The organism is Kocuria sp. CNJ-770 (genome assembly GCF_001942375.1).
GTDB classification, from domain to species: Bacteria; Actinomycetota; Actinomycetes; order Actinomycetales; family Micrococcaceae; genus Kocuria; species Kocuria oceani.
The window spans coordinates 1-25,267 of the sequence record NZ_MKJW01000080.1 but is presented as its reverse complement, the minus strand read 5'-3'; the positions used below and the strand labels follow the sequence as shown (position 1 = coordinate 25,267).

General features: G+C 73.7%; 22 protein-coding genes and 1 tRNA gene. 13 read left to right on the top strand and 10 right to left on the bottom strand.

What is annotated here, in order from left to right:
• The first annotated feature begins 75 nt into the window (after positions 1-75).
• From BJF77_RS05835 to BJF77_RS05825, 3 genes are all read left to right on the top strand, one after another.
• On the top strand, positions 76-1,266 hold the full coding sequence (locus tag BJF77_RS05835; protein ID WP_075871564.1) for a M14 family zinc carboxypeptidase: 1,191 nt from the start codon (positions 76-78) through the stop codon (positions 1,264-1,266).
• A gap of 266 nt (positions 1,267-1,532) precedes the next feature.
• Complete coding sequence (locus tag BJF77_RS05830) at positions 1,533-2,270, top strand: response regulator transcription factor (protein WP_075871563.1); 738 nt, start codon at positions 1,533-1,535, stop codon at positions 2,268-2,270.
• An 80-nt stretch (positions 2,271-2,350) separates the two neighbouring features.
• The gene (locus tag BJF77_RS05825; protein WP_255396152.1) at positions 2,351-3,436 is read left to right on the top strand and encodes a cell wall metabolism sensor histidine kinase WalK; all 1,086 of its coding nucleotides are present in this window, start codon (positions 2,351-2,353) and stop codon (positions 3,434-3,436) included.
• 72 nt (positions 3,437-3,508) lie between these two features.
• Here the strand turns inward: BJF77_RS05825 and BJF77_RS05820 are convergent, their stop codons facing one another.
• The 3 genes from BJF77_RS05820 to BJF77_RS05810 all read right to left on the bottom strand — a co-directional run bounded on the left by BJF77_RS05820 (position 3,509) and on the right by BJF77_RS05810 (position 6,436).
• The gene (locus BJF77_RS05820) at positions 3,509-4,747 is read right to left on the bottom strand and encodes a heparan-alpha-glucosaminide N-acetyltransferase domain-containing protein (RefSeq protein WP_083664995.1); all 1,239 of its coding nucleotides are present in this window, start codon (positions 4,745-4,747) and stop codon (positions 3,509-3,511) included.
• A 453-nt stretch (positions 4,748-5,200) separates the two neighbouring features.
• A complete protein-coding gene (locus tag BJF77_RS05815) occupies positions 5,201-5,680 on the bottom strand; it encodes a hypothetical protein (RefSeq protein WP_075871562.1) in 480 nt (159 codons plus the stop codon).
• A 669-nt stretch (positions 5,681-6,349) separates the two neighbouring features.
• Positions 6,350-6,436: transfer RNA gene (locus BJF77_RS05810), tRNA-Leu, on the bottom strand.
• A gap of 146 nt (positions 6,437-6,582) precedes the next feature.
• On the opposite strand from BJF77_RS05810, the gene BJF77_RS05805 reads away from it, so the two are divergent.
• A complete protein-coding gene (locus BJF77_RS05805; protein ID WP_047804719.1) occupies positions 6,583-7,440 on the top strand; it encodes a formate/nitrite transporter family protein in 858 nt (285 codons plus the stop codon).
• 4 nt (positions 7,441-7,444) lie between these two features.
• On the opposite strand, the gene BJF77_RS05800 is transcribed toward BJF77_RS05805, so the two are convergent.
• Both BJF77_RS05800 and BJF77_RS05795 read right to left on the bottom strand, forming a co-directional pair.
• On the bottom strand, positions 7,445-8,227 hold the full coding sequence (locus BJF77_RS05800) for a metal-dependent hydrolase (protein WP_047804718.1): 783 nt from the start codon (positions 8,225-8,227) through the stop codon (positions 7,445-7,447).
• Positions 8,228-8,488: 261 nt separating this feature from the next.
• On the bottom strand, positions 8,489-8,776 hold the full coding sequence (locus tag BJF77_RS05795) for a hypothetical protein (RefSeq protein WP_047804717.1): 288 nt from the start codon (positions 8,774-8,776) through the stop codon (positions 8,489-8,491).
• Between the two features lie 45 nt (positions 8,777-8,821).
• Here BJF77_RS05795 and BJF77_RS05790 point away from each other — a divergent pair, with 45 nt between their 5' ends.
• Positions 8,822-9,073 (top strand): hypothetical protein, encoded by a 252-nt coding sequence (locus tag BJF77_RS05790; protein WP_075871561.1) that lies wholly within the window; start codon positions 8,822-8,824, stop codon positions 9,071-9,073.
• A 14-nt stretch (positions 9,074-9,087) separates the two neighbouring features.
• Here the strand turns inward: BJF77_RS05790 and BJF77_RS05785 are convergent, their stop codons facing one another.
• Positions 9,088-9,678, bottom strand: coding sequence for a hypothetical protein (locus BJF77_RS05785; protein ID WP_075871560.1), 591 nt, complete (start codon positions 9,676-9,678; stop codon positions 9,088-9,090).
• A 256-nt stretch (positions 9,679-9,934) separates the two neighbouring features.
• Between BJF77_RS05785 and BJF77_RS05780 the strand changes: the two genes are divergently transcribed.
• Complete coding sequence (locus BJF77_RS05780) at positions 9,935-10,408, top strand: thioesterase family protein (RefSeq protein ID WP_083664994.1); 474 nt, start codon at positions 9,935-9,937, stop codon at positions 10,406-10,408.
• A 6-nt stretch (positions 10,409-10,414) separates the two neighbouring features.
• Here BJF77_RS05780 and BJF77_RS05775 read toward each other — a convergent pair whose 3' ends face one another.
• From BJF77_RS05775 to BJF77_RS05765, 3 genes are read right to left on the bottom strand one after another with little or no spacing between them, the layout of a single operon-like run.
• Positions 10,415-11,371: an aldo/keto reductase family oxidoreductase gene (locus BJF77_RS05775; protein ID WP_222844970.1), complete on the bottom strand. Its 957-nt coding sequence runs from the start codon at positions 11,369-11,371 to the stop codon at positions 10,415-10,417.
• Positions 11,368-12,051, bottom strand: a complete 684-nt coding sequence (locus BJF77_RS05770; protein WP_047804713.1) for a tetratricopeptide repeat protein — start codon at positions 12,049-12,051, stop codon at positions 11,368-11,370. The genes BJF77_RS05775 and BJF77_RS05770 overlap by 4 nt, the downstream gene beginning before the upstream one ends.
• Positions 12,052-12,095: 44 nt before the next feature.
• Positions 12,096-12,359 (bottom strand): PLD nuclease N-terminal domain-containing protein, encoded by a 264-nt coding sequence (locus BJF77_RS05765; protein WP_047804712.1) that lies wholly within the window; start codon positions 12,357-12,359, stop codon positions 12,096-12,098.
• 145 nt (positions 12,360-12,504) lie between these two features.
• Here BJF77_RS05765 and BJF77_RS20460 point away from each other — a divergent pair, with 145 nt between their 5' ends.
• Both BJF77_RS20460 and BJF77_RS05755 read left to right on the top strand, forming a co-directional pair.
• Positions 12,505-13,413 carry a YsnF/AvaK domain-containing protein gene (locus BJF77_RS20460; protein ID WP_158041192.1) on the top strand — a complete coding sequence of 303 codons (909 nt, stop codon included), beginning with the start codon at positions 12,505-12,507 and terminating at the stop codon, positions 13,411-13,413.
• 256 nt (positions 13,414-13,669) lie between these two features.
• On the top strand, positions 13,670-15,865 hold the full coding sequence (locus BJF77_RS05755) for a catalase (RefSeq protein ID WP_083664993.1): 2,196 nt from the start codon (positions 13,670-13,672) through the stop codon (positions 15,863-15,865).
• Between the two features lie 91 nt (positions 15,866-15,956).
• Here the strand turns inward: BJF77_RS05755 and BJF77_RS05750 are convergent, their stop codons facing one another.
• Positions 15,957-17,339, bottom strand: a complete 1,383-nt coding sequence (locus BJF77_RS05750) for a TIGR01777 family oxidoreductase (protein ID WP_075871559.1) — start codon at positions 17,337-17,339, stop codon at positions 15,957-15,959.
• A 152-nt stretch (positions 17,340-17,491) separates the two neighbouring features.
• Here BJF77_RS05750 and BJF77_RS05745 point away from each other — a divergent pair, with 152 nt between their 5' ends.
• From BJF77_RS05745 to BJF77_RS05725, 5 genes are all read left to right on the top strand, one after another.
• Positions 17,492-17,770 carry a hypothetical protein gene (locus BJF77_RS05745; RefSeq protein ID WP_075871558.1) on the top strand — a complete coding sequence of 93 codons (279 nt, stop codon included), beginning with the start codon at positions 17,492-17,494 and terminating at the stop codon, positions 17,768-17,770.
• A gap of 64 nt (positions 17,771-17,834) precedes the next feature.
• Entirely contained in the window at positions 17,835-18,041 is a 207-nt protein-coding gene (locus tag BJF77_RS05740; protein ID WP_047804709.1) for a hypothetical protein, read from the top strand.
• Positions 18,042-18,125: 84 nt separating this feature from the next.
• Positions 18,126-18,704, top strand: coding sequence for a histidine phosphatase family protein (locus BJF77_RS05735; protein ID WP_075871557.1), 579 nt, complete (start codon positions 18,126-18,128; stop codon positions 18,702-18,704).
• A 132-nt stretch (positions 18,705-18,836) separates the two neighbouring features.
• Positions 18,837-23,759, top strand: a complete 4,923-nt coding sequence (locus BJF77_RS05730) for an NAD-glutamate dehydrogenase (RefSeq protein ID WP_187347256.1) — start codon at positions 18,837-18,839, stop codon at positions 23,757-23,759.
• A gap of 8 nt (positions 23,760-23,767) precedes the next feature.
• Positions 23,768-25,222, top strand: coding sequence for an NAD(P)/FAD-dependent oxidoreductase (locus BJF77_RS05725; protein WP_075871556.1), 1,455 nt, complete (start codon positions 23,768-23,770; stop codon positions 25,220-25,222).
• Positions 25,223-25,267 lie beyond the last annotated feature (45 nt).

Sequence of the window (25,267 nt, the reverse complement as noted above, 5' to 3'; positions counted from 1 at the left end):
CACCAGCACCCCGTGCCGGCGCCGACCACCCCAGGGACGCGCCGGCAGCACCGCTCACCCCCGGAGGACCAGCACGTGATCCCTCAGCACCACGACCCCGCGACCCCCCGCCCCTCGGACCGCCCGCGCCGCCGGCGCCGGACCGCGGCGGCGCTCGCGCTCGCCGTCGCCCTTCCCCTCGGCGCGGCCGCGCCCGCCGCCGCGGACGCGAACTTCCCCTCCACGGAGGGGCGGACCAACATCTCGAGCATCCTCACCGCCGACGACGTGGTGCGGGAGCTGCAGAAGCTCGAGCGGACCAGCCGCTACGGCGTGGACGCCTTCACCCTGGCGGAGGCCGGGATGGAGGTGAGCACCTCCGAGCAGGGCCGGGACCTGTGGGTCGCGACCGTGGGCTCCGGCGAGGAGCACGTGTGGCTCCAGGGCCGCATCCACGGCAACGAGCCCTACGGCACCGACGCCCTGCTGACCCTGCTCAAGGACCTCGGCACCAACGGCTCGGCCGAGTACGAGCTGCTGCGCGAGAAGTTCACCTTCCACGTCATCCCCATGTACAACCCGGACGGCGCCGAGGCCAACATCCGGCACACCGTCCTGTGGGACCAGGTCTCCGGCGCGCCGGAGGGCGGGACGCCGCAGCGCATCGACCTCAACCGCGACTGGACGGCCGAGGGCTTCGCGGCCGACGAGTCCCGCGCCTTCTACGAGTACTGGACGACCGTCGACCCGTCCTGGGGCGTGGACATCCACCACCAGGGCCTCAAGACGGAGCACGGGACCGGCGACGACGTCACGCTGTCCCTGGGCATCTCCCTGGCCCCCGGCGGGCCGACCCTGCCGGGGCTCGCGGACGGGGCCTACGACCGGCTCACCCGGCAGATGAACGTGCACGTCTACGACGAGCTCTCGAAGTACGGCTCCATCAACATCGACCGCTACCAGGTGGGCGGCAGCTACGAGATCGACATCAAGGGCGGTGTCGTCTCGGCGATGATGCTCGGCCTGGACCACGACGGTCTCAACCCCGAGGGTCACTCCCACCCGGTGGTGTTCTTCGAGACCTCGGGCAACTCCTCGGACGGCAGCCTCGGTCAGAAGGCCCGCGGCAAGAGCGTGCGGCAGAACGTGCTCGCCCTCCAGGAGCTGCTGCTCGGCCTGGCCACCGGCGAGGTCCAGCAGGAGGACCCGGAGCGCTGGGACGAGATCCCGCACGCCCCGGTCACCGGTTACCAGACCGACTACGCCGGGGTCGTCCCGGTCGGCTGAGCCCCGCCGGCCGGACCCGCGCCCCCGGCGCGGACGAAGGAGCGGGACACCCCTCGGGTGTCCCGCTCCTTCTTGCTGCCGCCCTCCTGGCGCCTCCTTCCGCCTTCCTTCTGCGCTGTCCCGTGACGGGTCTGGTGGCGGCCCCCGTTCCACGGGAGGATGAGAGCCACGGGGCGCCGGTGACGACCGAGGGGTGGACCCGTCCGGGCCCGCACGGCGTTCTCGCCGCCCTGTCCGGTCATGCATCCCCTGCGAAGGAGAAGTCAATGTCCACGACGCCGGTGGGCCGGGTCCTGGTCGTCGACGACGAGGCGGACCTCGCGCACCTGGTCCAGGGCTACCTGGTCAAGGCCGGGTTCGAGGTCACGGTCCGTCACATCGGCACCGAGGCGCTGGAGGCCGTGCGCGCGCAGGACCCGCAGGTCGTGGTGCTGGACCTCGGCCTGCCGGGGATGGACGGGGTCGAGGTGTGCCGGCAGGTGCGCACCTTCTCGAACTGCTACATCCTCATGCTCACCGCCCGCGACGACGAGGTGGACAAGCTCGTGGGCCTGTCGGTGGGCGCCGACGACTACATGACCAAACCGTTCAGCCCCCGCGAGCTGGTGGCCCGCGTGCAGGTCATGATGCGCCGGGTCCACCAGGCCGGTTCCGGCCCCGTCCTCGGGCGCGGCGCCGGAGCTGCGGAGGCCGTGCCGGGCTCGCACAGGATCGGGCGCCTGGCCGTCGACCCCCTGGCGCGCGAGGTGCACCTGGACGGGCAGCCGGTGGCGCTGACCCGCATCGAGTTCGACCTGCTGGCCGCCCTGGCCGCCCACCCGCAGACCGTGCTCAGCCGCCGGCAGCTGGTCGACCTGGTCTGGGACACCCACTGGACCGGAGACGAGCACCTGGTGGACGTGCACATCGGGCGGATCCGCAAGAAGCTGCACGACGAGGCCGCCGCTCCCCGCTTCATCCACACCGTGCGCGGCATCGGCTACCGGATGGGCACCGGACGATGAGCGCCGCAGCACCGTCCACGGGGGCGCCGCCGGCCACCAGGACCGGGGCGCCGCGGCACTGGGGCAGCCTGACCGCGCGGATGATGCTTGCCCAGGCCGCGGTGCTGGCCGCCGGGCTGGTCACGGTGATCCTCACCGCCGCGCTGATCGGCCCGGCCATGTTCTACCGGGAGCTGATCCTGGCCGGGCACGCCGACGAGGCCGCCGGGCTGGACCACCTGCAGGACGCCTTCCGGGAGGTCGGGCTCACCGCGATGGCCACGGGCGGGATCCCCGCGCTCTACATCGCCGGGCTGCTCAGCTTCTACCTGCACCGCACCGTCGGCCGCTCCCTGCGGGCCTTCACCTCCGCGGCCCGGGAGGTCGCCGACGGCCACTACGACGTGCAGGTGCCCACGACCGGACTGGGCCAGGAGTTCGACGTCCTGGCCGTCGCCTTCAACGACATGGCCGCCCGGCTCGCGGCCATCGACACCACCCGCCGGCAGATGCTGGCCGATCTCGCGCACGAGATGCGCACTCCACTGGCCAGTCTCAAGGGCCATCTGGAGGGCATCGAGGACGGGGTCGTGGATCTCGACGAGCGCACCCAGGCGATCCTGGCCGCCCAGATCGCCCGCCTGGAGCGTCTGGCCCGTGACATCCGGGAACTGACCGTGGCCGAGGAGGGCCTGACCCGCCTGCACCCGTCCCCGGTGGACCCGCAGCACCTGGTGGCCCAGGCGGTGGCCGGCATCCACCCGGCCGCCACCGCCAAGGACGTGACCGTGACGACCTCCGGCACCGGAGCGGGCACCGGGCCGGTGCTCCTGGACCCGGAGCGGATCGGGCAGGTGCTCGCCAACCTGCTGGAGAACGCCCTGCGCCACACCGCGCCCGGCGGGCACGTCCACGTGCGCACCGAGCGGGCCGACCACGCCCTGAGCATCACCGTCTCCGACGACGGCGAGGGCATCGCGCCGGAACACCTGCCGCACGTCCTCCAGCGCTTCTACCGCGCCGCCCCGGGGCGCGAGCACGACCGTGACCGCAGCGGGTCGGGCCTGGGCCTGGCCATCAGCAAGGCCCTCGTGGAGGCGCACGGCGGGACCCTGGAGGCCGCCAGCCCCGGACCCGGCCAGGGGGCCAGCTTCCGGCTCCTCCTGCCCGACCGGTCCAGCGGCTGAGCGCCGCACGCACGAGGGCCGCCGGGCCGGAGGGGTGTGCGGCGGGCCCCGCACACCGTGCGGGGCGGAGATCTAGGTCCGGTGGGCGGTGGCTCCGCGCAGCACCGCCCGGCGGGCGGCCCTCACCGCGGTGCCCACGACCTTCTCCAGCGGCCCCTGACCCACCAGGCTCTGCCACGTGAGGGCGAACAGTGCGGCCACCACTAGGTGCACCAGGAACCACAGGTAGGGCTCGTCGTAGTGGACCTCGAAGGACAGGGCCACCAGGTGCGCCGAGTACAGGGTCAGCGTCATCGCCCCCATCGCCGCCAGCGGTCGCAGCCACACCCGGAGCCGGCGCGAGGCCAGCAGGAACACCCCCAGGACCGTCAACCCGGCTCCGAGGCTCCAGGCGATGGACAGGGGCGTGCTCATGTGCGGGGTGGTCACCGCCAGCCACCAGGGCGAGTTCAGCCTGTCGACGTCCGGTTCGAAGATCAACGCCTCCATGAGCGCCTCCTCGTCCAGGCCGGGCGACGACCCGACCAGCTGCCGGAATCCGCCGGCCGCGTACAGCAGGATCCAGGAGACGAACTGGGCCGCGATCGCCAGGCCCGCCCCGATCGTGGCCACACGCGCCTGCACGTCCCTCGCCCGCAGGTCCAGCCGCCCGATCCCCATGCCGGCCAGGATGTAGGTCAGGTACGCCAGCGCCGGATAGGCGCCCGTGAGCAGCAGCTGCGCCAGCACCGCCGTCGGCTCGCTCAGCAGATGCTGGAAGGTGGGATTGGACGAGGAGTAGTCCGGGAGCGCGTCCTGCAGGCCCAGGATCAGCAGCGGGGCGACCACCGCGAACACACCGGCGGCGGCGAACAGAGATCTCGGGCCCAGGGACAGGAACGGGATCGCCAGCAGGAAGAACATCCCGTAGAACAGCAGGATGCCGTTGGCCGGGGCGTCCTCGGGCATCGCGTAGCCGATCAGCAGGCCCACACAGGCGATCAGCGCCGCCCGCACGGCCAGCCCGATCCGGTCGGCGGCCAGCTGCCGGCCCCGGTGCGGGCGGGTCCTGCCCGTGGACAGCGCCAGGCCCACCCCGGCCAGCAGCGCGAACAACGCGGCCGAGTCCCCGGCGAACAGCAGGTAGCTCCACGTCGGTTCCCCGGTGGCGTCGTTCTCCTCCGGCAGGACGTGCACGGCGATCAAGCCGATCAGCGCCAGACCGCGGGCCGCGTCCACACCGGCCAGGCGCGGCGTGCCGGCCTCTCGTCCGGTGCGACCGGAGGCGTGGCCGTCCTGCGGACGAACAGCGGAGTCCTCGCCGGTGCTCATGTCTCCCCTCCTGGTGGTGACCGGACCCGGGCGGCAGCAGGGTCCCGATCACGAGGACCCGGCAGGAGTCCGGAACCCGTCCACACGTCCTGCACCTTCCCGGGGTGCTGCCCCCAGCCTGGGGCGTCCGAGTGGCGGTCGTGTCGAGAGCACATGGAGATTCGGTCAAGAAACCGGCCGGCCCGCCCCGGCCCGCGTCGTTGCCCGTGACCGGGCGGGATCTCCCGGCACCGGCGGACAGCGGGGCCGAGCACGCAGGAGCACCCCATCCGCTGACCGGATGGGGTGCTCCTGCATGCTCAGAACGGCCCCGGCGAGCGCCCGTCCGTGCGCTCCGACCGGGAGGGAGCCGGGGTGGGCCACCGGCCCTCCCGGACCGACCACAGCACCCGGGCAAGGCCCTGTCAGCGCATGCCGTGCCGGTGCCGTCGCTCGGCCCGGGTGCCGATCGGCTCAGTTCTTGTGGTGGGACGAGTGCTCGTACTTGTCCTTGTCGTCCTTCTTCTCGTCGTCCTCCTTTTCGTCGTTCTTCTCGTCGTTGTCGTCGGCGTCGTGGTACCAGCCGTGGCCGTCGTGCTTCCAGTTGTGCTCGTGGTCGTACTTCTCGTCGTCGTCCTTCTCGTCGTCGTCGTCGGCGTCGTGGTACCAGTCCTTGCCGTCGTGCTTCCAGGTGTACTCGTGGACGTACTTCTCGTCCTCGGACTCCTCGTCGTCCTCGTCCTTCTCGTCCTTGCCGTTCTCGTCGCCGTTCTCGTCGCCGTTCTCGTCCTTGTCGTCCTTGTCCTTCTCGTGGCCGTTGCCGTACTCGTGTCCGTTGTCGTCCTCGGACTTGTCGTGCCAGTCATCACCGGCGAAGGCGGGAGTGGCGAGCGAGCCGCCGAGGAGGGCGGTCGCGATGGCCGCACCGGCAAGGGTCTTGCGCAGATCATCCATGGTGTCCCCTAGAAAAGGGCATGACGACGAGACCGTCATGCATGCGAGAAAGAACATGTGGAAGGCATGTCCGGACCTGTGAGACAGGTCGTCCCCGTGAATCGGGTGGCCTCACCGTAAGAGGAGCCTCGCGCGACGTTCAAGGCTTTCACTAGGGCAAACGGTGCTGCCACGCCCCTGGTCGACACCCGCGGCCCCGGGCGGGCGCCTGAGCCCCCGGGGAGTGCGCCCACCCGGCCCTCTCGGGTCCGGCACTCGTTCCTGACCGGTCAGTACCCGGTGTTTCCGCAGGCCACGGGGGTGTCAGACCCGGGATGGCGCAGGTCGGCCACGGCCGCCGCCGCGTCCGGACCGGGGTGCGCGAGGTGTCGCGCACGAGGCATCGCCCCGCCTGGAGGAGTCGGGGGACTGGCGGGAACATGACGGCCCGACGCGCTGTGTGACACGACCGCTGCGCCCGGTGCGGGGAGCGGTCCGACGTGCCGGGGGAGCCGACCGGCGGCCGGGGCGCAGTGGAAGCGGGCCGACCGGCCGTTCGGCACGGCCCCGTGCGGCGACATGAGTTCCGGAAACGCCGAAGGCCGGTTGCTCGGGACATCCCGAACAACCGGCCTTCAGCAGCACCAGATGCTTCTCTGCGCAGAACTGTGGAGTCCTGCATCGAACCTGTGGTGCGCGAGGGGGGAGTTGAACCCCCACGCCCTCTCGGGCACACGGACCTGAACCGTGCGCGTCTGCCTATTCCGCCACTCGCGCTCGTCGACCCCGGCGGCGGACCGCCGTGAGCAACGACGACAATCCTACCCACACTTGTCCGGAATGGCGAATCGTGGCCGTGGGCGGCCATCACTAGGCTGGTCGTGTCCCCGACAGGGGCCGACGACGCCGCACAGGGGGCACCGATGGAACCCGACAGGGAAAATCTCGAGGAGAAGCGCAGAGAGCTGGGCCGGACGGACGAGCCGCTCGAGGACGAGCTCGTCGAAGGGTTCGAGAACACGGTCACCGAGGGGGCGGAACGCCTGACCCGCACGTGGCGGGCCCTGATCATCACCGGGCTCTTCGGCGGCATCGACGTGGGCGTGGGCATCCTCGCCTTCCTGGCGGTCAAGGAGGCCACCGGATCGGACCTGCTGGCCGGCGCGGCGTTCGGATTCGGGCTGCTCGCCCTCCAGCTCGCCCACTCGGAGCTCTTCACGGAGAACTTCCTGGTGCCCATCTACGCCGTGGTCTCCCGGCACAGCACCTGGTTGCAGCTGGCACGGTTCTGGGTGGTGACCCTGCTGACCAACCTCCTGGGCGGGTGGTTGTTCACCTGGTTCGTCGTGGCGGCGTTCCCGCAGTTCCACGACGTCCTGGAGGAGTCGGCCACCAAGTACCTCGAGGGCGGCCTGACGGTCGAGTCGGCCGCCCTGGCGCTGCTGGCCGGCAGCACCATCACGCTCGGCACGCGGATGAGCCAGGGCTCGAGCAACGAGGTGGTGCACGCCGTCATCGCGATCATCGACGGGCTGCTGGTCGTCGGGCTGGGCATGCTGCACGGTGCGCTGAACTCGGCCATCATCTTCGGGGCGATGCACGCGGGCGCGGACATCTCCTACACGGAGTGGCTGCTGTGGATGCTGTGGGTCATCCCGCTGAACATGGTGGGCGGTCTCGTCGTCATCACCCTGCCGCGGCTCGTCCGCACCCTGGAGCTGATCAAGAAGGAGCGCGCGGAGCAGGAGCGCCGCCACGCCCACGACGGGCGGGTGGTCTGAGGGGTCAGGCGACCACCAGCCCGGTGGCCAGCGCGAAGGCGCCCCACAGGCCCGTCAGCGCGAAGAGCGTGATCGGGGCGAGCAGCGCGAGCTCCGCGGCCGACCCGGCGTTGCCGATCAGCGGCACGGTGAGGAACGAACGGTTCTTGTACACGGAGCGCGGCAGGGGCAGCGGCATCCGCAGCGGGTAGAGCAGGTGGATCCCGCGCGTGGTCACCAGGTCCCCCGCCAGGTGGGCCGCCACGCCCGTGCCCACCGCGGCGGCGAACCACCACTCGTGGGCGGGCGGGTACAGGCCCACGACGACGCCCAGCCCGATCCCCACGACCCAGTTGAGCTTCGCCACCCGTTCCGGCACGAAGGCGAGCACCTGCACGGCGAACGCGATGAGCAGCACGGACATGACCGCCGCCAGCGGCCAGACCCGGCCCAGGTCCCCGACGGGGATGCCGATCTTCTGCGCGCCCGCCGCCAGGCCGGTGAACGCCAGCACCCCCAGCACCGAGTGGGTGCCGCGGCGGTGCCCGCCCGAGAGCCGGCAGATCCCGCGGGACAGCCACGTGGACAGGGGCCGCAGGGACCGGGCCACGGTCCCGCCCGGATGGTCCAGGTCCGGCAGCAGTGCCGCGCCGGCGGTGACCAGGGCGCCGGTGAGCACCCCGGCGTCGCCGACGTCCAGCAGCCCCCACCCGATCGGAATGCTGAGGCCCTGCAGGTGCAGCTGGTAGTCGGCGGTCAGCGCCACCCATGCGGCTGCCCCGCAGGCCGCATGGCTCGGTCCCATCATGGAAGTGATGTCCTCCTCGGATTCCCGGTGCGGTGAGGCCAGGCCGACCTCACCAGCGGAAACACTAGAGGGCGGGCCGGACAGCACAGCGCCGGCCGCCCCGGCGAGCGCCCGGTGACACCGGAACCGCCGGGTCCGTGGGCCGACGGCCAGGACTCCGCCGACGGACGGGCCGTACTGGGCTCCGCGCGCTCGAGGCCGTGCGGGACCGCTCCGACCGGACACCGCTGCTCCTCGAGCGCTCCGCCCGACCGGTCCGCGTCAGGGTGCGGGCCGGGACCGCCATCCCGCGGAGTCCACCTCGACGACGGCCGGTGCCCGCCCGACGACGCCCCGCCGCCGCAGCGCCTCCTCGATGTCACCGGCAGGGGCGGCGACCACGAAGGTCTCCCCGCGGAACAGATCGGCCGCGTCCTCCACGAGCGCCGTCAGCTCCGCCTCGTCGCGGGCCGTGAACCGCTCGGCCACCCGCAGCCGCGCCGTCCACGGCGGGGGAGCGGCGGCGTCGTCGAGCAGGACGGCGGTGGCCGGGCACTGCAGGTCGGTCATGGTCCCAGTCTTCCTCCCGGGCGACGGCGGGGGAAGAATGGAGCCATGGCCGACCCCGTGGACCCCATCACCGTCGCCGCCGCCCGGGCCCGCCTGGCCGCCGACGCGCACCGCGGCGTGGAGGGCGAGGGCTGGATCGCCGGGATCGCCGCGTCCGGCGGGCCGCACCGTCCGGGCGCGCCGAGGACCTCCGCGGCGGACGTCCTCTCCGGCCGCGACGACGCCCACACGGTCTCCTCCGAGGGCGACCGCCGCTCCGTCGAGTGGATCCGCGACCTCGCCGACCGCGGCGGCTGAGCCGGCGCCCCGGCTCAGTCCCGGGACTTCGGCCGCCAGGGCAGCTGCTGGTCGCAGCCGGGGGTGACCCAGGCCTTCGCGAATCCGCCGGACTGGTAGGCGAACTCCCGCAGCAGTCCCCGTGGCAGCTCCGGGTAGTCGAAGGCGAGCACGTCCAGCTCGCCGGCGTAGCAGCGCTCGAGGATCAGCCGGGACCGGGTGACGTGCTGACGGTAGGTGAGCGCGCTGACGTGGTCCCAGCCCCGCTGGCGGCTGAGCTCCCGCAGCTGCAGGGCCTCGCCCTGGGTGGTGGACGGGTCCGGCCGGAAACAGATCACCTCGTAGGCCGGCTCCGCCGCGCAGACCTGCTGGGCCCGGGTGTAGTAGACGGGTCCCGAGTCGTCGCCGAGGTCCCCGGCCCCGGGGACGGCGATCACGAGCACCGGCGCGATCCCGGCGTCCATGAGCCGCTGCGCCTCCGCCAGGCGGGTCCGGTCCGGGGGGCCGAGGACGAACAGGGCGTCCGACCGGGACGGCTCGTCGGTGCGCGGGTGCTGGAGCACGACCCAGCACCCCAGCAGCCAGGCCAGCAGCAGGGCCGGCACCGAGGCGGCGCCCCACGTCACCCACCGCGGTGGACGTCGCGGTGCCGGCCGTGTCGGGCGCCGCGTCCGCGGGACGGTGCGGGAGCTTCCGGTCATTCCGTCGTTCCTTGCCGCTCGTCGGGAGGACCCGGGGTCCCCGCCCATTCTGTCACCCCGGCCCGTGTCGCCGGGGTGCGGGGCCGGCCCGGCCCCGGGCCTACGATGGGGACGCCCGTGGGGCGGCGGCCGCGGCCGGTCCGCCCGATCCCGGGCCCGAACGACCGAGGAGGACCACCGCATGACGGTGACGCAGCAGTCCGGGGTGCTGTGCCGGGTGACCATGCGCTGGGGCGACATGGACCCGTACGGCCACGTGAACAACGTCGAGGTCGTGCGGCTGCTCGAGGAGGCGCGGATCGCGGCGCTCGGTGTGCCCGTGGGCACCGGTCACGAGGTGGAGGCCCCGCTCATCCCGTTCTTCTCCGTGCTCCCCGCCGGCACCCAGGCGCTGATCACCGAGAACCGGATCAAGTACCTGCGCTCCCTCGAGTACCGCAACACCCCGGTGGAGGTGCGCGTGTGGGTCGTCTCGGCCCGTGGCGGGGCACTCACCCTGGGCTTCGAGATCACGGACGTGGTGAGCCGCCGGGCGTGCGTGCGCGCCGAGACCCAGCTCGCGTTCTTCGTGCCCGCCACCGGGACGGTCCTGCGGATCACCCCGGAGCAGCAGGAGATCCTCGCCCCCTACTCCGGTCCGCCCCTGTTCCGCTGAGCGGGGTCAGGGCACCGGGTTGCCGCGCGCCGCGGTGAGCAGGGCGTACCAGTCCTCGTGGCCGAGCCGGGGCGCCAGCGCCTCCGCCTCGGCGCACGCGGCGATCCGGCGCGGGTCGGTGGTGCCCAGGACCGGGCGGATGCCGCCGGGGTGGCGCATCAGCCACGCGAGGACCACCGCTTCCCCGGACACCGCGTGCGCGGCGGCGATCCGGTGCACCGTCTCGGCCGTGGCCGCGGCGTGCTGGTCCTCCGGCGGGATCGGGGCCCCGGTGTACAGGCCCCGGGCCAGGGCGCCCCACGCCTGCACCTCGATGCCGTCGGCCGCGCAGTACTCCAGGATCCCCTCGGGGAACGAGTGCTCGGCGCCCTCGGGGTGGTTGGCGAGGATCTGCTGCTCCACGAACCCGCGGTGGCGCAGGCTCAGCTCCAGCTGCAGGGCCGTGACCGGCGTGGTGAGCAGCTGCTGGTAGAGGGCCACCTGGCGGGTCGACATGTTGGACAGGCCCACCGAGCGGATGAGTCCCTCCCTGCGGAGCTCGTCCAGGGCGTCCGCGACCTCGTGGGGGTCGGCGAGGGGATCGGGGCGGTGCAGCATGAAGCGCTCCACCGAGTCCACGCGGAGCCGGCGCAGGGAGCCCTCCAGCCCGGCGCGGATCGTTCCCCGGTCCAGGCGGTAGTGGGCCGGGGCGCCGGGGGCGGCGGTGTTGCCGGGCAGGCGCACCCCGCACTTCGTCTGCAGCCGCACCCGGCCCGCCAGTGCCGGGTCCTCGGCCAGGAGCTCCCCGAAGACCGCCTCGGACTTGCCGTGGGCGTAGATGTCGGCGTGGTCGAAGTCGGTGATGCCGGCGTCGAGGGCCGCGTGCACCGCCGCCCGGGCGCGGTCCACGGTGGCGGCGTCGTGGGGGGCGTCGTCCCACGAGCCGCCGATGGTCATGCACCCGTAGATCAGGCGTGAGCTCACGTGCGGTCCTCTCCGTCGGGCACGCCGGCGTCCCGGGCGGGATCGGCACTCTCCAGTCGCTGCTGCTCGGCCGCCCAGCGCAGCCGGGCCGCGGCCGCGTAGGCCGCGCCGGACTCCTTCAGCCGTCCCGCGCGCTCGTACAGCCGCCCCAGGGCGGTGAAGCACTCCGCCTGGTCCGCAGTGGTGGCCTCGGTCTCCTGGTAGAAGTCCAGGGCCCGGTTGTAGGCGGTGATGGCCTGGGTGTGCCGCTCGCCGAGCTCGTAGACCCGGCCGAGGTTGACGTGGCACTGCGCCTGGTCGTGGGCGTCGTGCGGGGCGTCGAGGTACTGCCCCAGGGCGTCCAGCAGGTGCTCCTCGGCGTCGTGGGCGCGGTCCAGCTCCAGGCACAGGCTGCCCAGGATCAGATGGGTGCGGGCCTGGTGCTTGCCGCTGCCGCCGATGCGGTGGAACAGGCCCAGGGCCTCCTCGTAGGCGGTGACGGCCCGGCCCGGCCGGTTCATCCCCAGGTAGAGGTGGCCCAGGTTGTAGTGGCAGGCGGCCTGCTCCTGCAGGGAGTCGCCCTCCTCCTCGAAGAGGACGATGGCCTGCTGGTAGGCGGTCTCGGCCTCGTCGAGCCGCCCGCGGTCCTCGGCGTCGAGGGCCTGGGTGAAGAACCCGTGCCCGTCCTGGGAGTAGCTCATGCGGATTCCTTTCTCGGCCGGGTCCTCCACGGGGACGGGATCGACTACGCGGGGTGCGCGCCGGGTGCGTGCCCCGCGCGGCGGCCCAGCACGAACCACAGGCCGGCGCCGGCCACGGGGAACGCGAGGATCACGAGCAGCCAGAACAGTCGCAGGACCGGGTCCTGTCCCGGGGTGCGCAGCAGGGAGGTCACGGCGGCCACCATCAGCACGACGACGACCGCGCCGGCCACCGTCGCACCACTTTCCCACACCCCGGTCCGCGCGGCCTCGGTGCCGCCGGCCGCGAGAACGATCCAGGCGCTCATGCATCGATACTGGCACCGCGGGGGCGGGCGGACAAGGGCGGGCGCCGGGGCGTGTCCCGGGCCGGTCCCCCGTAGAGTGGGCGGAAGCACCGCTCAGCACGCTGATAAAATTCGACCACCACAGCAATCCTGAGGAGAGCCCACGATGTCCACCTCCGACGACCGCCCGTACGACCAGGAAACTGCCCACACGGAGCGCCCCGGGACGCGCCCCGACCGGACACGCGACGTGGACGACACGGGCGTGGAGCGCCACGCCCCCAGCTCGTCGACCGAGCTGTGGGACCACAACGCCTACGGCCGGGAGGGCCGCGACGTCGGCGGGGACCCGACATCCGGGCCGACCGACACGCGGGACCCGCGCGGCGGGGCGCCCGCCTACAACATCGACGCCGGGGACGACGACGCCCACCGGCACGGCGACGACGCCGGGGAGGACGACGGCACGAACGTCCGCCGGACGGGGGAGTCCCTCCCGGGCGCCGACGCCACGGCCGGCCGGGCCCGGGAGAGCGTCGCGGACGAGCGCCGCGAACCGTCCGGCGGCGCCGGGGACCAGGCCTTCGACCAGGAGTCCGCCGCGCGCCACGACCGGCCCGGGGGCGATCGGTTCGAGGGCGACCGGTTCGGGGACGCCGTGCCGGCGCGCGGCCGGTACGAGGGGGGCCGGGCCGAGGAGGACGCGGCCACCGTGGTCCGGCACGAGGAACGGCTGCGGGCCGGCACGGAGCGGGTCGAGTCCGGGCGGCTGCGCCTGCGCAAGTACGTGGTCGAGGAGCCGGTGCGCGAGGAGCAGACCCTGGCCTCCGAGGACGTCGAGGAGATCCGCACCCCGATCACCGAGGAGGAGCGCGAGGCGTTCCTCGCCGGGCAGGACCTGCCGGTGGGGGAGGACGAGGTCATCCTCTACCGCGAGGTGCCCGTGGTGCAGACCGTGCGGGTGCCCTACCAGCGGGTGCGCCTGGCGGTGCGCCGCACCGAGCGCACCGAGGTGATCGAGGAGACGGTGCGCCAGGAGCGGATCGACGTGCAGGAGCAGGACGGCCGGGCCTGAGCCCCGTCCTGCGGCCCCCGCCGGCTCCGGCCGGCGGGGGCCGTGCCGTGCCCGGGGCTGTTCACCGAGCGCGGAGTCCCGCGTGGGGGGCTTGTGCGGTCCCTTCCGCCGGTGACTGAATGGTCAGTGGACTGGCTGTTCCGCGCCCCTCCGGGGCCGGTCCGGCCGGCGACGACCACACGACGAGGACGAGCGGGAGATGCACATGCGCAAGCGGCTGAACAGGACGAGACACCGAGCGGGTGGGCAGGCGCCGATGCCCCCGGGCGTTCCCGGCAGCGAGGAGGCCCCGGCCGTGGAGCCCACCGAGCCCCGGCCCCCGCTGCCGCCGAAGCCCGACCAGGCGGCTCCGGCGCCCGTGAGCCCCACCGGCCGGGACACCGGGGCCGACCCGACGCTCGCCGCCCAGGGCGGGGAGTACCTGACCACCGCCCACGGGTCCCGGCGCAGCGACACGGACCACTCGCTGAAGGCCGGCCGGCGCGGGCCCGTGCTGCTCCAGGACCACCACTTCCGCGAGAAGATCAGCCACTTCGACCACGAGCGCATCCCCGAGCGGGTGGTCCACGCCCGCGGCGCCGGCGCCCACGGCGTGTTCCGCTCCTACGGCACCGCGAGCCGGATCTCCTCGGCCGCCGTGTTCGGCAAGGACGTGGAGACCCCGGTCTTCGTGCGCTTCTCGACCGTCCTCGGCTCCCGGGGCTCGGCCGACCTGGCCCGGGACACCCGCGGCTTCGCCACGAAGTTCTACACGTCCGAGGGCACCTGGGACCTGGTGGGCAACAACATCCCCGTCTTCTTCATCCAGGACGCGATCAAGTTCCCGGACGTCATCCACGCCGGCAAGCCGCACCCGGACCGGGAGATCCCGCAGGCCCAGTCCGCCCACGACACGTTCTGGGACTTCGTCTCGCTGCACACCGAGGCGCAGCACCACACGATCTGGAACATGTCCGACCGCGCGATCCCGCGCTCCTACCGGACGATGGAGGGCTTCGGGATCCACACCTTCCGCCTGCTGGACGACGAGGGCGGCAGCGTGCTCGTGAAGTTCCACTGGAAGCCGAAGCTGGGCGTGCACTCCGTGCTGTGGGAGGAGGCGCAGATCGCCAACGGCATGGACCCCGACGTCCACCGCCGCGACCTCGCCGACGCCATCGAGGCCGGCGCCCACCCCGAGTGGGAGCTCGGCGTGCAGGTCTTCGAGGACAACGAGGAGCAGATGTTCGAGGGCATCGACCTGCTCGACCCCACGAAGATCGTCCCGGAGGAGCTCGCGCCCGTGCAGCCGGTGGGGCTCATGACGCTGGACCGCAACCCCTCCAACTACTTCGCCGAGACCGAGCAGGTCGCCTTCAACCCCAACAACCTGGTGCGCGGCATCGACGTGACCAACGACCCGCTGCTGCAGGGCCGGCTGTTCTCCTACCTGGACACCCAGCTCAGCCGGCTGGGCGGGCCCAACTGGACGCAGCTGCCGATCAACCGCCCGCACGCCCCGGTCAACGACATGCTGCGGGACGGCATGCACCAGACCGCCGTGCACACCGGGGTCGCGCCCTACCACCCGAACACCCTCGACGGGAACAACCCGTTCCCGGCCGACGAGCCGGCCCGTCCCTTCATCGACCACCCGGCCCCGGTGGCGGAGTCGGTCAAGGAGCGCGGGGTCCCGGCGTCCTTCGACGACCACTACAGCCAGGCCCGCCTGTTCTGGCTGTCCATGAGCGACGTCGAGAAGGAGCACATCGCGCAGGCCTACACCTTCGAGCTCGGCAAGTGCTGGGAGCAGTCGGTCAAGGAGCGCCAGCTGCAGTCCCTGGCCAACATCGACGCGAAGCTGTGCGCCGTGGTCGCCGAGGGCCTGGGCCTGCCCGCGCCGCGGCCCACCGTCGAGCACGGCCGGATCGCGCCGAGCCCCGCCCTGTCCCAGATCGGCGGGCAGTGGCCCCTCGACGGCCGGCAGGTCGGGGTCGTGGTCGGGCCCGACCCGGACGAGGCCGACCTCCTGGCCGTGGTCGAGGCGATCGACGCCGCGGGCATGGTCCCGCTCGTGATCGCCCCGCACGGCGGGCCGGTCGGGCGCGGCGGGAAGGTCGTGGCCCAGCGCACCTACCTCACCGCCCGCTCCGTCGAGTTCGACTCCGTGCTCGTGGCCGGTGCCGTGCCGCCGGCGCCGGACGCCCGGCCGGGCCTCGACGCCAAGGCCGGCGCCGTGTCCACGGGCGCCCTGGACCCGCGCGTGCACCTGCTGCTCGGCGAGGTGTTCCGCCAGGCCAAGGCCATCGGCGTCTGGGGCGACAAGGGGCGCGCGCTCGCCGCGGCCGGCCTGCCCGAGGGCGCGCCCGGCGTGGTCGCCGGCAAGGACTCCGCCGCCGTGGTGGAGCAGGTCGTCGCGCTCATGAAGAGCCACCGGGCCTGGGACCGCTTCCCGGTCACCGGGCGGCTCTGAGCCGGTCGCCGCACCGGCGCGGCACCGGCGCCGCGCCGACACCGGAGGACCCCGTCCGGCCCCGCCGGGCGGGGTCCTCCGGCGTCCGTCCTCAGAAGCGGCCGAGCTCCTCGCGCAGCGCGGAGCCGAGGTCGGGGTGCCGGAACCGGTAGCCGCGGTCGATGGCGCGGTCGGCCGAGACCCGCTGGTCCGCGAGCGCCATCAGCTCCGCGCCCTCGGCCCCGAGCACCAGCTTCGGCCCGAAGCCCGGCGTGGGCAGCAGCGCGGGCCGGCCGAGCACCTTGCCGAGGGTCCGCGCGTAGTCCCGGCCCGTGACCGGCATGGGAGCCACGGCGTTGACGGGGCCGTGCAGCCCGGCGGAGAGCACGGCGTGGGCGAACAGCCCCACCGCGTCGTCCAGGGAGATCCAGCTCAGCCACTGGTTCCCGGAGCCCAGCCGCCCGCCCAGCCCGGCGAGGAACAGCGGCAGCTGCGCCTTGAGCGCGCCCCCGGCGGGGCTCTGCACCACCCCGGTGCGCACCGTCACCACGCGCGTCCCGGTGGCCTCGGCGCCCTGGGCGGCCCGCTCCCAGGCGGTGCAGACCTCGGCGAGGAAGTCCTCGCCCGGCGGGGACTTCTCGGTGACGGTCTGCCCGTGCGTGTCGGCCCCGTAGTAGCCGATCGCGGAGGCGTTGACCAGGGCCGCCGGGGCGTCGTCGCCGAGCGCGGCGAGGGCGCGCACGATCAGCTCCGTGCCGCGGACGCGGGAGCCGCGGATCTGCTCCTTCGCCGCGCGCGTGAGCCGCCCCCCGATGCTGCGCCCGGCCAGGTTCACGACCACGTCCACGCCCCGGAGGGCGGCGGGGTCCAGGGCCCCGGCCTCCGGGTCCCAGGAGATCTCCCCGGCAGTGCGCGCCTCGCGGCGCACGAAGCGCAGCACGGTGTGCCCGCCGGTGCCCAGCAGCGCGGCCAGCTGCGTGCCGATCGTGCCGGACGCCCCGGTGAGCGCGACCGTCAGCGGCCGGCCGGGCCGGCGGGCGTGGAACTCCAGGTCCGCGGTCAGCCGGCGCGCGCGGGCCTCGAACTGGCGGCCCAGCGCCGGGCCCATCAGCCGGTCGCCGAAAGCCTTGTCGCCGGGCAGGGCCGCGTACTCCACCGTGTCGGTGACCACGGTCCCCCCGTGCCCGTCGTCGTCGAACCGGTGGTGGTGCTCCCACGAGGCCAGCGGACCCCTGACCATCCGGTCGCGGAACTCCCGGCCCGGGACGAACCCGTGGTGCTCCGCCGTCCAGGGCACCGAGGCGAGCCCGTAGCTGCCGGGCACGGCGACCCGCAGCCGGGACCGCGTGCCGTTCTGCAGCGGCGGGGAGGACTCCTCCACGACGGAGCCCGTCCACGCGGGGGTCAGCCGCGTGAGGGCTCCCGGGCGGGCGTGCCAGGCGAAGACGTCCTCGACGGGATGGGGCACGCGGGAGCTGAACGTGAAGGTGGTCATGACCGCTACTCAACCCCCATCGCCGCGGTTCGTCCAGGACCCCGACCCCGCGGCGCCGCCGTGTCCCACCGGTGCCGGGCCGCCCCGCGCCCTTCCCCGGCCCCGCCGGGTTCGCTAGGGTGGGCACACGGCACAACGTAAGGAGGCTTCCTATGAGCACCCCGAACGACGACGCCCCCGACCTCGACGACGTCATCGAGCCGCAGGAGGACGCCCTGCCCCGCCCCATCCACCAGGGCCACGCGGGCATGCCCGAGAAGCTCGACGACGACGCCCTCGCCGCGGCCACCGAGCAGGAGCGGGTGGCCGCCGGGCTGCAGGACTACGCCCCCGGGCAGGTCCCGCCCGCGGCCGACCCCCTGCCCGAGGGCTCCTCCGAGGCGGCCGACCGTGCCCAGCGCGGCCTGGCCGAGGACGAGGGCGGCGCCTGATCCCACGCCCGGGCGGGCCGCCGCCGGCGGGCCGGCCGGACACCACCACCGAAGGAGCGACGTGATGGCCGAGAGAGGCAACACCAAGCACGGGTCGGAGCTCGACGACCAGATGAAGCACGAGGTCGAGGACGCACTGCAGGCCCGGCAGCCGGACCACGTGGAGGAGCACCGGCAGACCGAGCCGTGGGTCGACGACACCGACGACCCCGAGGTGCGCTCCTCCGTCGAGGAGCGCGAGCGCCCGGAGCGGCCCGAGGACCCGCAGTAGCACGGCCCGGGCCCCGGCCCGCCGTCCGCGGCGGGCCGGGGCCCGGGCTTGCCCCGCGGCGGGCCGTCGCCCACAGTGGAGGGCGTGAACACTCCCGGACGCATCGCGCTCATCCGCCACGGCCAGACCGACTGGAACCTGGAGGAGCGGCTGCAGGGCGCCACGGACGTCCCGCTCAACGACACCGGACGGCACGAGGCCCGCGCCGTCGCCCGGCGGCTGCACGCCGGGGCGAGCCGCTGGGACGTGCTGGTCTCCTCACCGCTCAGCCGCGCCGTGGAGACCGCGCAGATCATCGGCGGGGTCCTCGGCCTCGAGCTGAGCGAGACCTGCCCCGGGCTCGTGGAGCGCGGCTTCGGGCCGTGGGAGGGCTCCACCCTCGCCGGACTCGAGGCGCAGGCCCGGGACGCGATCCTGGCCGAGGGGGAGCCGGCGGAGGAGGTGGCCCGCCGCGGCACGGCCGCGCTGCGCCGCATCCGCGACGCGCACCCGGGGCGCAACGTCCTGGTCGTGGCCCACGGCTCGCTGATCCGTCTGACGGTCTCCGTGCTCAACGGCGAGACCCACCCCCGGGTGCGGAACTGCGAGGTGGTCCAGGTGCGGACCGAGGCCCTCGACGACGCCCGGCTGCGGGACGACGTGCCCGAGCCCACCGCCCCCTGACAGGGCGGTGTTCGTTCAATAAGCTGGACGGACCAGGGACGGTCCCACGAGGTGCCGTCCACCCCTGGGGCGGCGACGGCGGCGCACAGACCGCGCCCGTGCCGCCCACGGCGACGAAGGCGTGATGCGGCTGTGGCCCCTGACCAGTACACGATCCCCGACGAGGACCGCACGGAGACGCTCCGGGTGATCCCGCAGACCCCGCAGTGGGACGGAGAGCGGGCGTGGATCAACGAGTACTACCGCCACGTCCCGCAGGAGGACCTGCTCGCGCGCACCGAGGAGCAGCTGCGCGAGCGCGCCGACCACCACCAGGAGGTCGGCCGGGTGCGCGCCCCGGGCGAGATCGTCGTGGGGGTGCGCCAGGAGGACTCGAGCTCGGTGGTCTTCGTGGTCACCGAGGACGTGCCCTACCTCGTGAGCACCGTGAACGCGGAGATCGCCGCCAAGTGGGGCGGCGCCCGCCTGGTCATCCACCCCGTGCTGGTGGCGACCCGCGACGAGGACAGCCACGAGCTGCGCGAGCTCCAGCAGGTCCCCGACTTCTCCGCGAGCGCCAGCGGTGACACCACCGCGCTGCCGAGCCTGGCGAACTTCCGGGCCTCCGGCGGGACGCGGCACGTGGTGGAGTCCTGGATCTCCGTGGAGCTCTCCCGCCCGATCTCCGACGAGACCGCCCAGCAGCTCGTGGACCGGCTGTCCACCCTGCTCCGCGACGTCCAGCGCGTCGACGAGGACCAGGAGCAGCTCAAGGCCCGCGTCGAGCGGCTCGCCGGGGAGCTGGACCGGCTGCGCACCCTGGAGCTGCCCGGGGGCGGCCACCCCCCGATGGTCGGCCCCTCCCAGGACTTCCTGCGCTGGCTGATCGGCGGCAACTTCATCCTCATGGGCTTCAAGGAGTACGACCTCGAGGAGACCGACGACGGCCTGGCCCTCGCCAGCCGGCCCGGGACGGGACTGGGCCTGCTCGTGGAGCACGAGGGCAAGCCCCACCGCCAGCAGCTCACCGGCCTGGGCCGGGAGCACGCCCGCGAGGCCGGCACCCTGTTCGTCACGAAGGCCAACCGCCGCTCGTCCATCCACCGCCGCGAGTACCTCGACTACGTCGGCGTCGCCAAGTACGACGACGAGGGCCGGATCGTGGGGGAGTACCTGGTGCTGGGGCTGTTCACCCGCCGGGCGTACAACACCCCGGCACGGGAGACGCCGCTGCTCAAGGAGAAGCTGGCGGAGGTCGCCGAGCGCTTCGGCTTCCTCGAGGACTCCCACTCCGCCCGGGACCTCATGGGCAACATCGAGGACTACCCGCGGGACGAGCTCTTCCACATGACCGCGGAGGAGCTCTACGAGATCATGCGCGGCGTCATGGGCCTGGACGAGCGGCGCCAGACCCGGCTGTTCCTGCGCCAGGACCACTTCGGCCGGTTCATGTCCGCGGTCCTCTTCCTGCCCCGGGACCGGTACAACACGTCGGTGCGCGGGCGGATCGAGGCGGAGCTGCGGCGGACCTTCGACGCCGAGTCCATCGACTTCGACGCCCGGCTGTCCGCCTCCACGCTGGCCCGGCTGTTCTTCCGCATCCGCCTGCCGTACACCGGGCAGGTGCAGTCCTTCGACCGGGCGGGCCTCGAGGCGCGGCTGCGCGCGGCCGTGCGGTCCTGGTCCGAGGCGCTGGTGCGGGCGATCCACCGCGAGTTCCCGGAGGACGTGGCCCGCACGCACGCCGAGAACTGGGCGGAGGCGTTCCCGGACGCCTACCGGGCGGACTACGAGATCGAGGAGGCCGTCGAGGACCTCCAGCGCTGCGAGGAGCTCTGGGGCCGCGACCCGGACCTGCCCGCGGAGGTGCGCGTGGTCGACGACCCCGGGGGCGTGCGGCTGAACATCTACCTCACCCGGTCCCTGTCCCTCACCGCGCTGCTGCCCATGCTGCAGAACCTGGGGCTCACGATCCTGGACCAGAAGCCCTACGAGGTCACCCCCGCCGACGGGCGCCACTTCCAGCTCTACGACTTCGGCGTGCGCCTGCCCGAGGGCGTGGACGCCATCGGCCCGGAGGACGCCCAGACCGAGGACCTCATCGAGGACACCCTGTGCGCGGTGCTGTCCAACCGCTCGGAGTCCGACTCCCTGAACCGGCTGGTCCTCACCGAGCGGCTGACGTGGCGGACGGTGGCCGTGCTGCGCTCCTACGTCCGGTACCTCCTGCAGCTCGGGCACCCCAACTCGTTCGACTACATCGCGGACACGCTCCTGGCCTTCCCCGCGGTCACCCGCGGGCTGGTCGAGTTCTTCGAGGCGAGCTTCAACCCCGCGCTCGACGACGCCGTGCGCGGCTCCCAGCGCGACGCCGCGCAGTCCCGGCTGATGGAGGCCCTCGACGAGGTCCCCACCCTCGACGCGGACAAGCTGCTGCGGGCGCTGACCGAGATCATGGCCGCCACCGTGCGCACCAACGTGTACCGGCACCGGCCCACCATGGCCTTCAAGCTCAACCCCGGGCGGATCAGCGCCGCCCCGCGGCCGCACCCCATGTTCGAGATCTGGGTGTGGTCCCCGCGGGTCGAGGGCACGCACCTGCGCTTCGGACCGGTGGCCCGCGGCGGGCTGCGCTGGTCGGACCGCCGCGAGGACTTCCGCACCGAGGTGCTGGGCCTGGTCAAGGCGCAGATGGTGAAGAACTCGGTGATCGTGCCCAACGGGGCCAAGGGGGGGTTCTACCCCAAGCAGCTGCCGGACCCCGCCGTGGACCGCGACGCCTGGGTGCGCGAGGGCCGCGAGGCGTACAAGATGTTCATCGCCTCCCTGCTGGACATCACCGACAACCTGGTGCGGGACGAGACCGGCCACGACGTGGTGGTGCACCCGGAGCACGTGGTGCGCCGCGACGGCCAGGACTCCTACCTGGTGGTGGCCGCGGACAAGGGCACGGCGTCCTTCTCCGACACCGCCAACGCGATCTCCGCGGAGTACGGGTTCTGGCTCGGCGACGCCTTCGCCTCCGGCGGGTCGGTGGGCTACGACCACAAGGCCATGGGCATCACCGCCCGTGGGGCGTGGGAGTCCGTGAAGCGGCACTTCTTCGAGCTGGGCGTGGACACCCAGACGGAGGACTTCACCGTGGTGGGCGTGGGCGACATGTCCGGGGACGTGTTCGGCAACGGCATGCTGCTCTCCGAGCACATCCGCCTGGTCGCCGCGTTCGACCACCGGGACATCTTCCTGGACCCGGACCCGGACCCGGCCGTCTCCTACGCCGAGCGCGAGCGGCTCTTCGGCCGGCCCCGCTCCTCGTGGCAGGACTACGACCGGGAGAAGATCTCCGCGGGCGGCGGGGTGTACTCGCGCACGGTGAAGTCCGTGCCGGTCTCCCCGCAGGTCCGCGAGGCCCTGGGCCTGCCGGACGGGGTCGAGGAGCTGTCCCCGATCGAGCTGATCCGCGCGATCCTCACCGCCCCGGCGGACCTGCTCTACAACGGCGGCATCGGCACCTACGTGAAGTCGGCGCGGGAGTCCCACACGGACGTGGGGGACAAGGCGAACGACGCGATCCGGGTCGACGGCGCGGACCTGCGGGTCAAGGTGGTGGGCGAGGGCGGCAACCTCGGCTGCACCCAGCTCGGGCGCGTGGAGGCCGCCCTCGGCGGCGTGCTGCTGAACACGGACGCGATCGACAACTCCGGCGGCGTGGAGTCCTCCGACCGCGAGGTCAACATCAAGATCCTGGTGGACCGGATGGTCGTGGCCGGAGAGCTGACCGCCGAGGAGCGGGCCGGGTTCATCGAGGCCATGACGGACGAGGTGGCCGGTCTCGTGCTCGAGACCAACGTGGCCCAGAACGTGCTGCTCACCACCGAGCGGGCCCGCGTGCGGGACCTCAACGAGGCCTACATCCGGTTCATGCACTGGCTCGAGGACACGGCCGACCTCGACCGGGCGATCGAGTTCCTGCCCACCGACGAGCAGCTGCGCGAACGCGCCCGCACCGGGCACGGCCTCACCTCCCCGGAGCTGTCCGTGCTCGCGGCCTACGCCAAGATCCAGCTCTCCGAGGCCCTCGTCGAGGGCGGCCTGGCCGAGGACCCCTGGTTCGACGAGGTGCTGGAGAAGTACTTCCCGGAGCAGATCACCCGGCGCTTCGGCGAGCTCGTCGGCACCCACCCCCTGCGGGCGGAGATCATCGGCACGATGGTCGCCAACCAGATGATCAACTACGGCGGGATCGCCTTCGTCTACCGGGTCATGGAGGAGACCGGCTGCGAGCCCGTGGAGGTCGCCCGCGCGTTCGTGGCGGCGGTGCAGATCTACGAGATCGAGCGCTACGCCCACCAGCACCAGGAGCTGCCCGCCGACGTGCCCACGGAGGTGTGGGACCGGATGTTCCTGGACATGCGCCGGCTGCTGGACCGCGTGGTGCGCTGGCTCATCCACCGGCAGGAGACCGCCAACCCGGTCGCCGAGGTCATCGAGCGGTACAAGCCCACGGTGGACATCCGCTTCCTCGAGGACCGGCTGCTGGGGGAGGACTCCCGTCAGCGGGTCGACTCCCACGCGGAGGCGGCCGCGCGGCAGGGCGTGCCGGGCCCGCTGGCCACCGAGTGGTCGCAGCTGCTGGACGCGTTCGCGCTGCTCGACGTCGCCCGCCTCGCCCACGCCTCGGGCGAGGCCGTGACCGAGGACGGCGCCCTCGACGAGGAGCAGATCAAGACCATCGCCAAGGTCTACTTCCGGCTCTACGACCGGTACCGGATCGAGAGCCTGCTCAACCGCATCACGGACCTGCCGCAGACCACCCGCTGGGAGAACCTCGCGCGGATGTCCATGCGGGAGGACGTCTACGCCACGCTCGTGGCGCTGGCCGACCAGGCGCTCCGGGCCCCGGGGCGGACCGCCCGCGAGAAGGTCGACGCCTGGGAGGAGGCCAACGAGTCCCGCCTGGCGCGGCTGCGCCAGGTGCTCGGGGAGATCGAGGCCGAGAGCACGGGCGAGCCCGCCACCGAGCTCGCGTCCCTGTCCGTGGCCCTGCGGACCATGCGCAGCGCCCTGACCGGGTAGGCCGACCGGTGGAGGGAACGGCCGCGGTCGTCGGCGCGGGGCCCAACGGGCTGGCCGCGGCCGTGGTCCTGGCCCGGGCCGGGCTCGACGTCACGGTGCACGAGGCGGCCGGCACACCCGGCGGGGCGGCGCGCTCCGCCGCGGCGCTCGGCCCGGGCACGGTGGTGGACCTCGGCTCCGCGGTGCACCCCTTCGGGGTGGCCAGCCCGCTGTTCTCGCGGCTGGGCCTGCACCGCCACGGGCTGGAGTGGCTGCACCCGCCGGTGGTCGCGGCCCATCCCCTCGACGACGGCCCGCCCGGGCTGCTGCACCGCTCCCTCGAGCGCACCGCCGCGGAGCTGGGTCCGGACGGCCGGGCCTGGTCGGCGCTGCACCGGGGCGTGGTCGGGCGCTGGGAGCAGACGGTGGAGTCCGCCCTGGGCCCGCTCGTGCGGGTGCCCGAGCACCCGGCGGCCCTGGCGTCCTTCGGACTCCGGGCGCCGTGGCCGGCCGCGGCCACGGCGCGGGCGCTGTTCCGCACCGAGCAGGCCCGGGGCCTGTTCGCGGGATCCGCGGCGCACGCCGTGCTGCCCCCGCGCCACGTGCTGACCTCGGCGTTCGGCACGCTGTTCGGCGCCGCCGCCCACGCCACGGGCTGGCCCGTGGCCCGGGGCGGGTCCCAGGCGATCGCCGACGCGCTCGTGGCCGACCTCCGGGAGCACGGGGGCCGCGTGCTGCTGGACCGCCCGGTGACCGACCTCGCCCAGGTGCGCCCGGCCGAGCTGGTCCTGCTGGACCTCACGCCCCGGCAGGTGCTGGGCCTGGGCGGGCTCGGGCTGCCGCCTCGGTACCGCCGGGCGCTGTCCCGCTGGCGCTACGGGACGGCCTGCTACAAGGTCGACCTCCTGCTGGACGGCCCCGTGCCCTGGCGCGACCCGCGGGTGGCCCGGGCCGGGACCGTGCACGTGGGCGGGACGCTCGCGCAGATCGGGGCCGCGGAGTCCCAGGCCCGCGCGGGACGGCTCCCCGAGCGGCCGTTCGTCCTGGTGGCCCAGCAGGGGGCCGCGGACCCGTCCCGGGCACCGGCCGGGCAGCAGGTGCTGTGGGCCTACGCCCACGTCCCGCACGGCTGCGACGACCCCCGGGCCGGGGAGCGGGTGCTCGAGCAGCTGGAGCGCTTCGCCCCCGGCGTGCGCGACCGGGTCCTGGCCCGGGTCGACACCCCGCCGTCCGGGCTGCAGGCGTGGAACGCCAACCTGGTGGGCGGCGACATCGGCGGGGGCGCCCTGGACGGGCTGCAGCAGGTCTTCCGGCCCGTCGTCCGGACCGACCCCTACGCCACCGGCGTGCCCGGGGTCTTCCTGTGCTCCTCCTCGACCCCGCCCGGCGGCGGGGTGCACGGGATGGCCGGCTACCACGCGGCCCGCCGCGCCCTGACCGGCCTGGCCCGCGAACGCGCCGGCGCCGGCGGGGCCCGGCGGTAGCGCACCGGCCCGCGGGACGGCGGGACGGGGCGGGCGCGCGGGTGG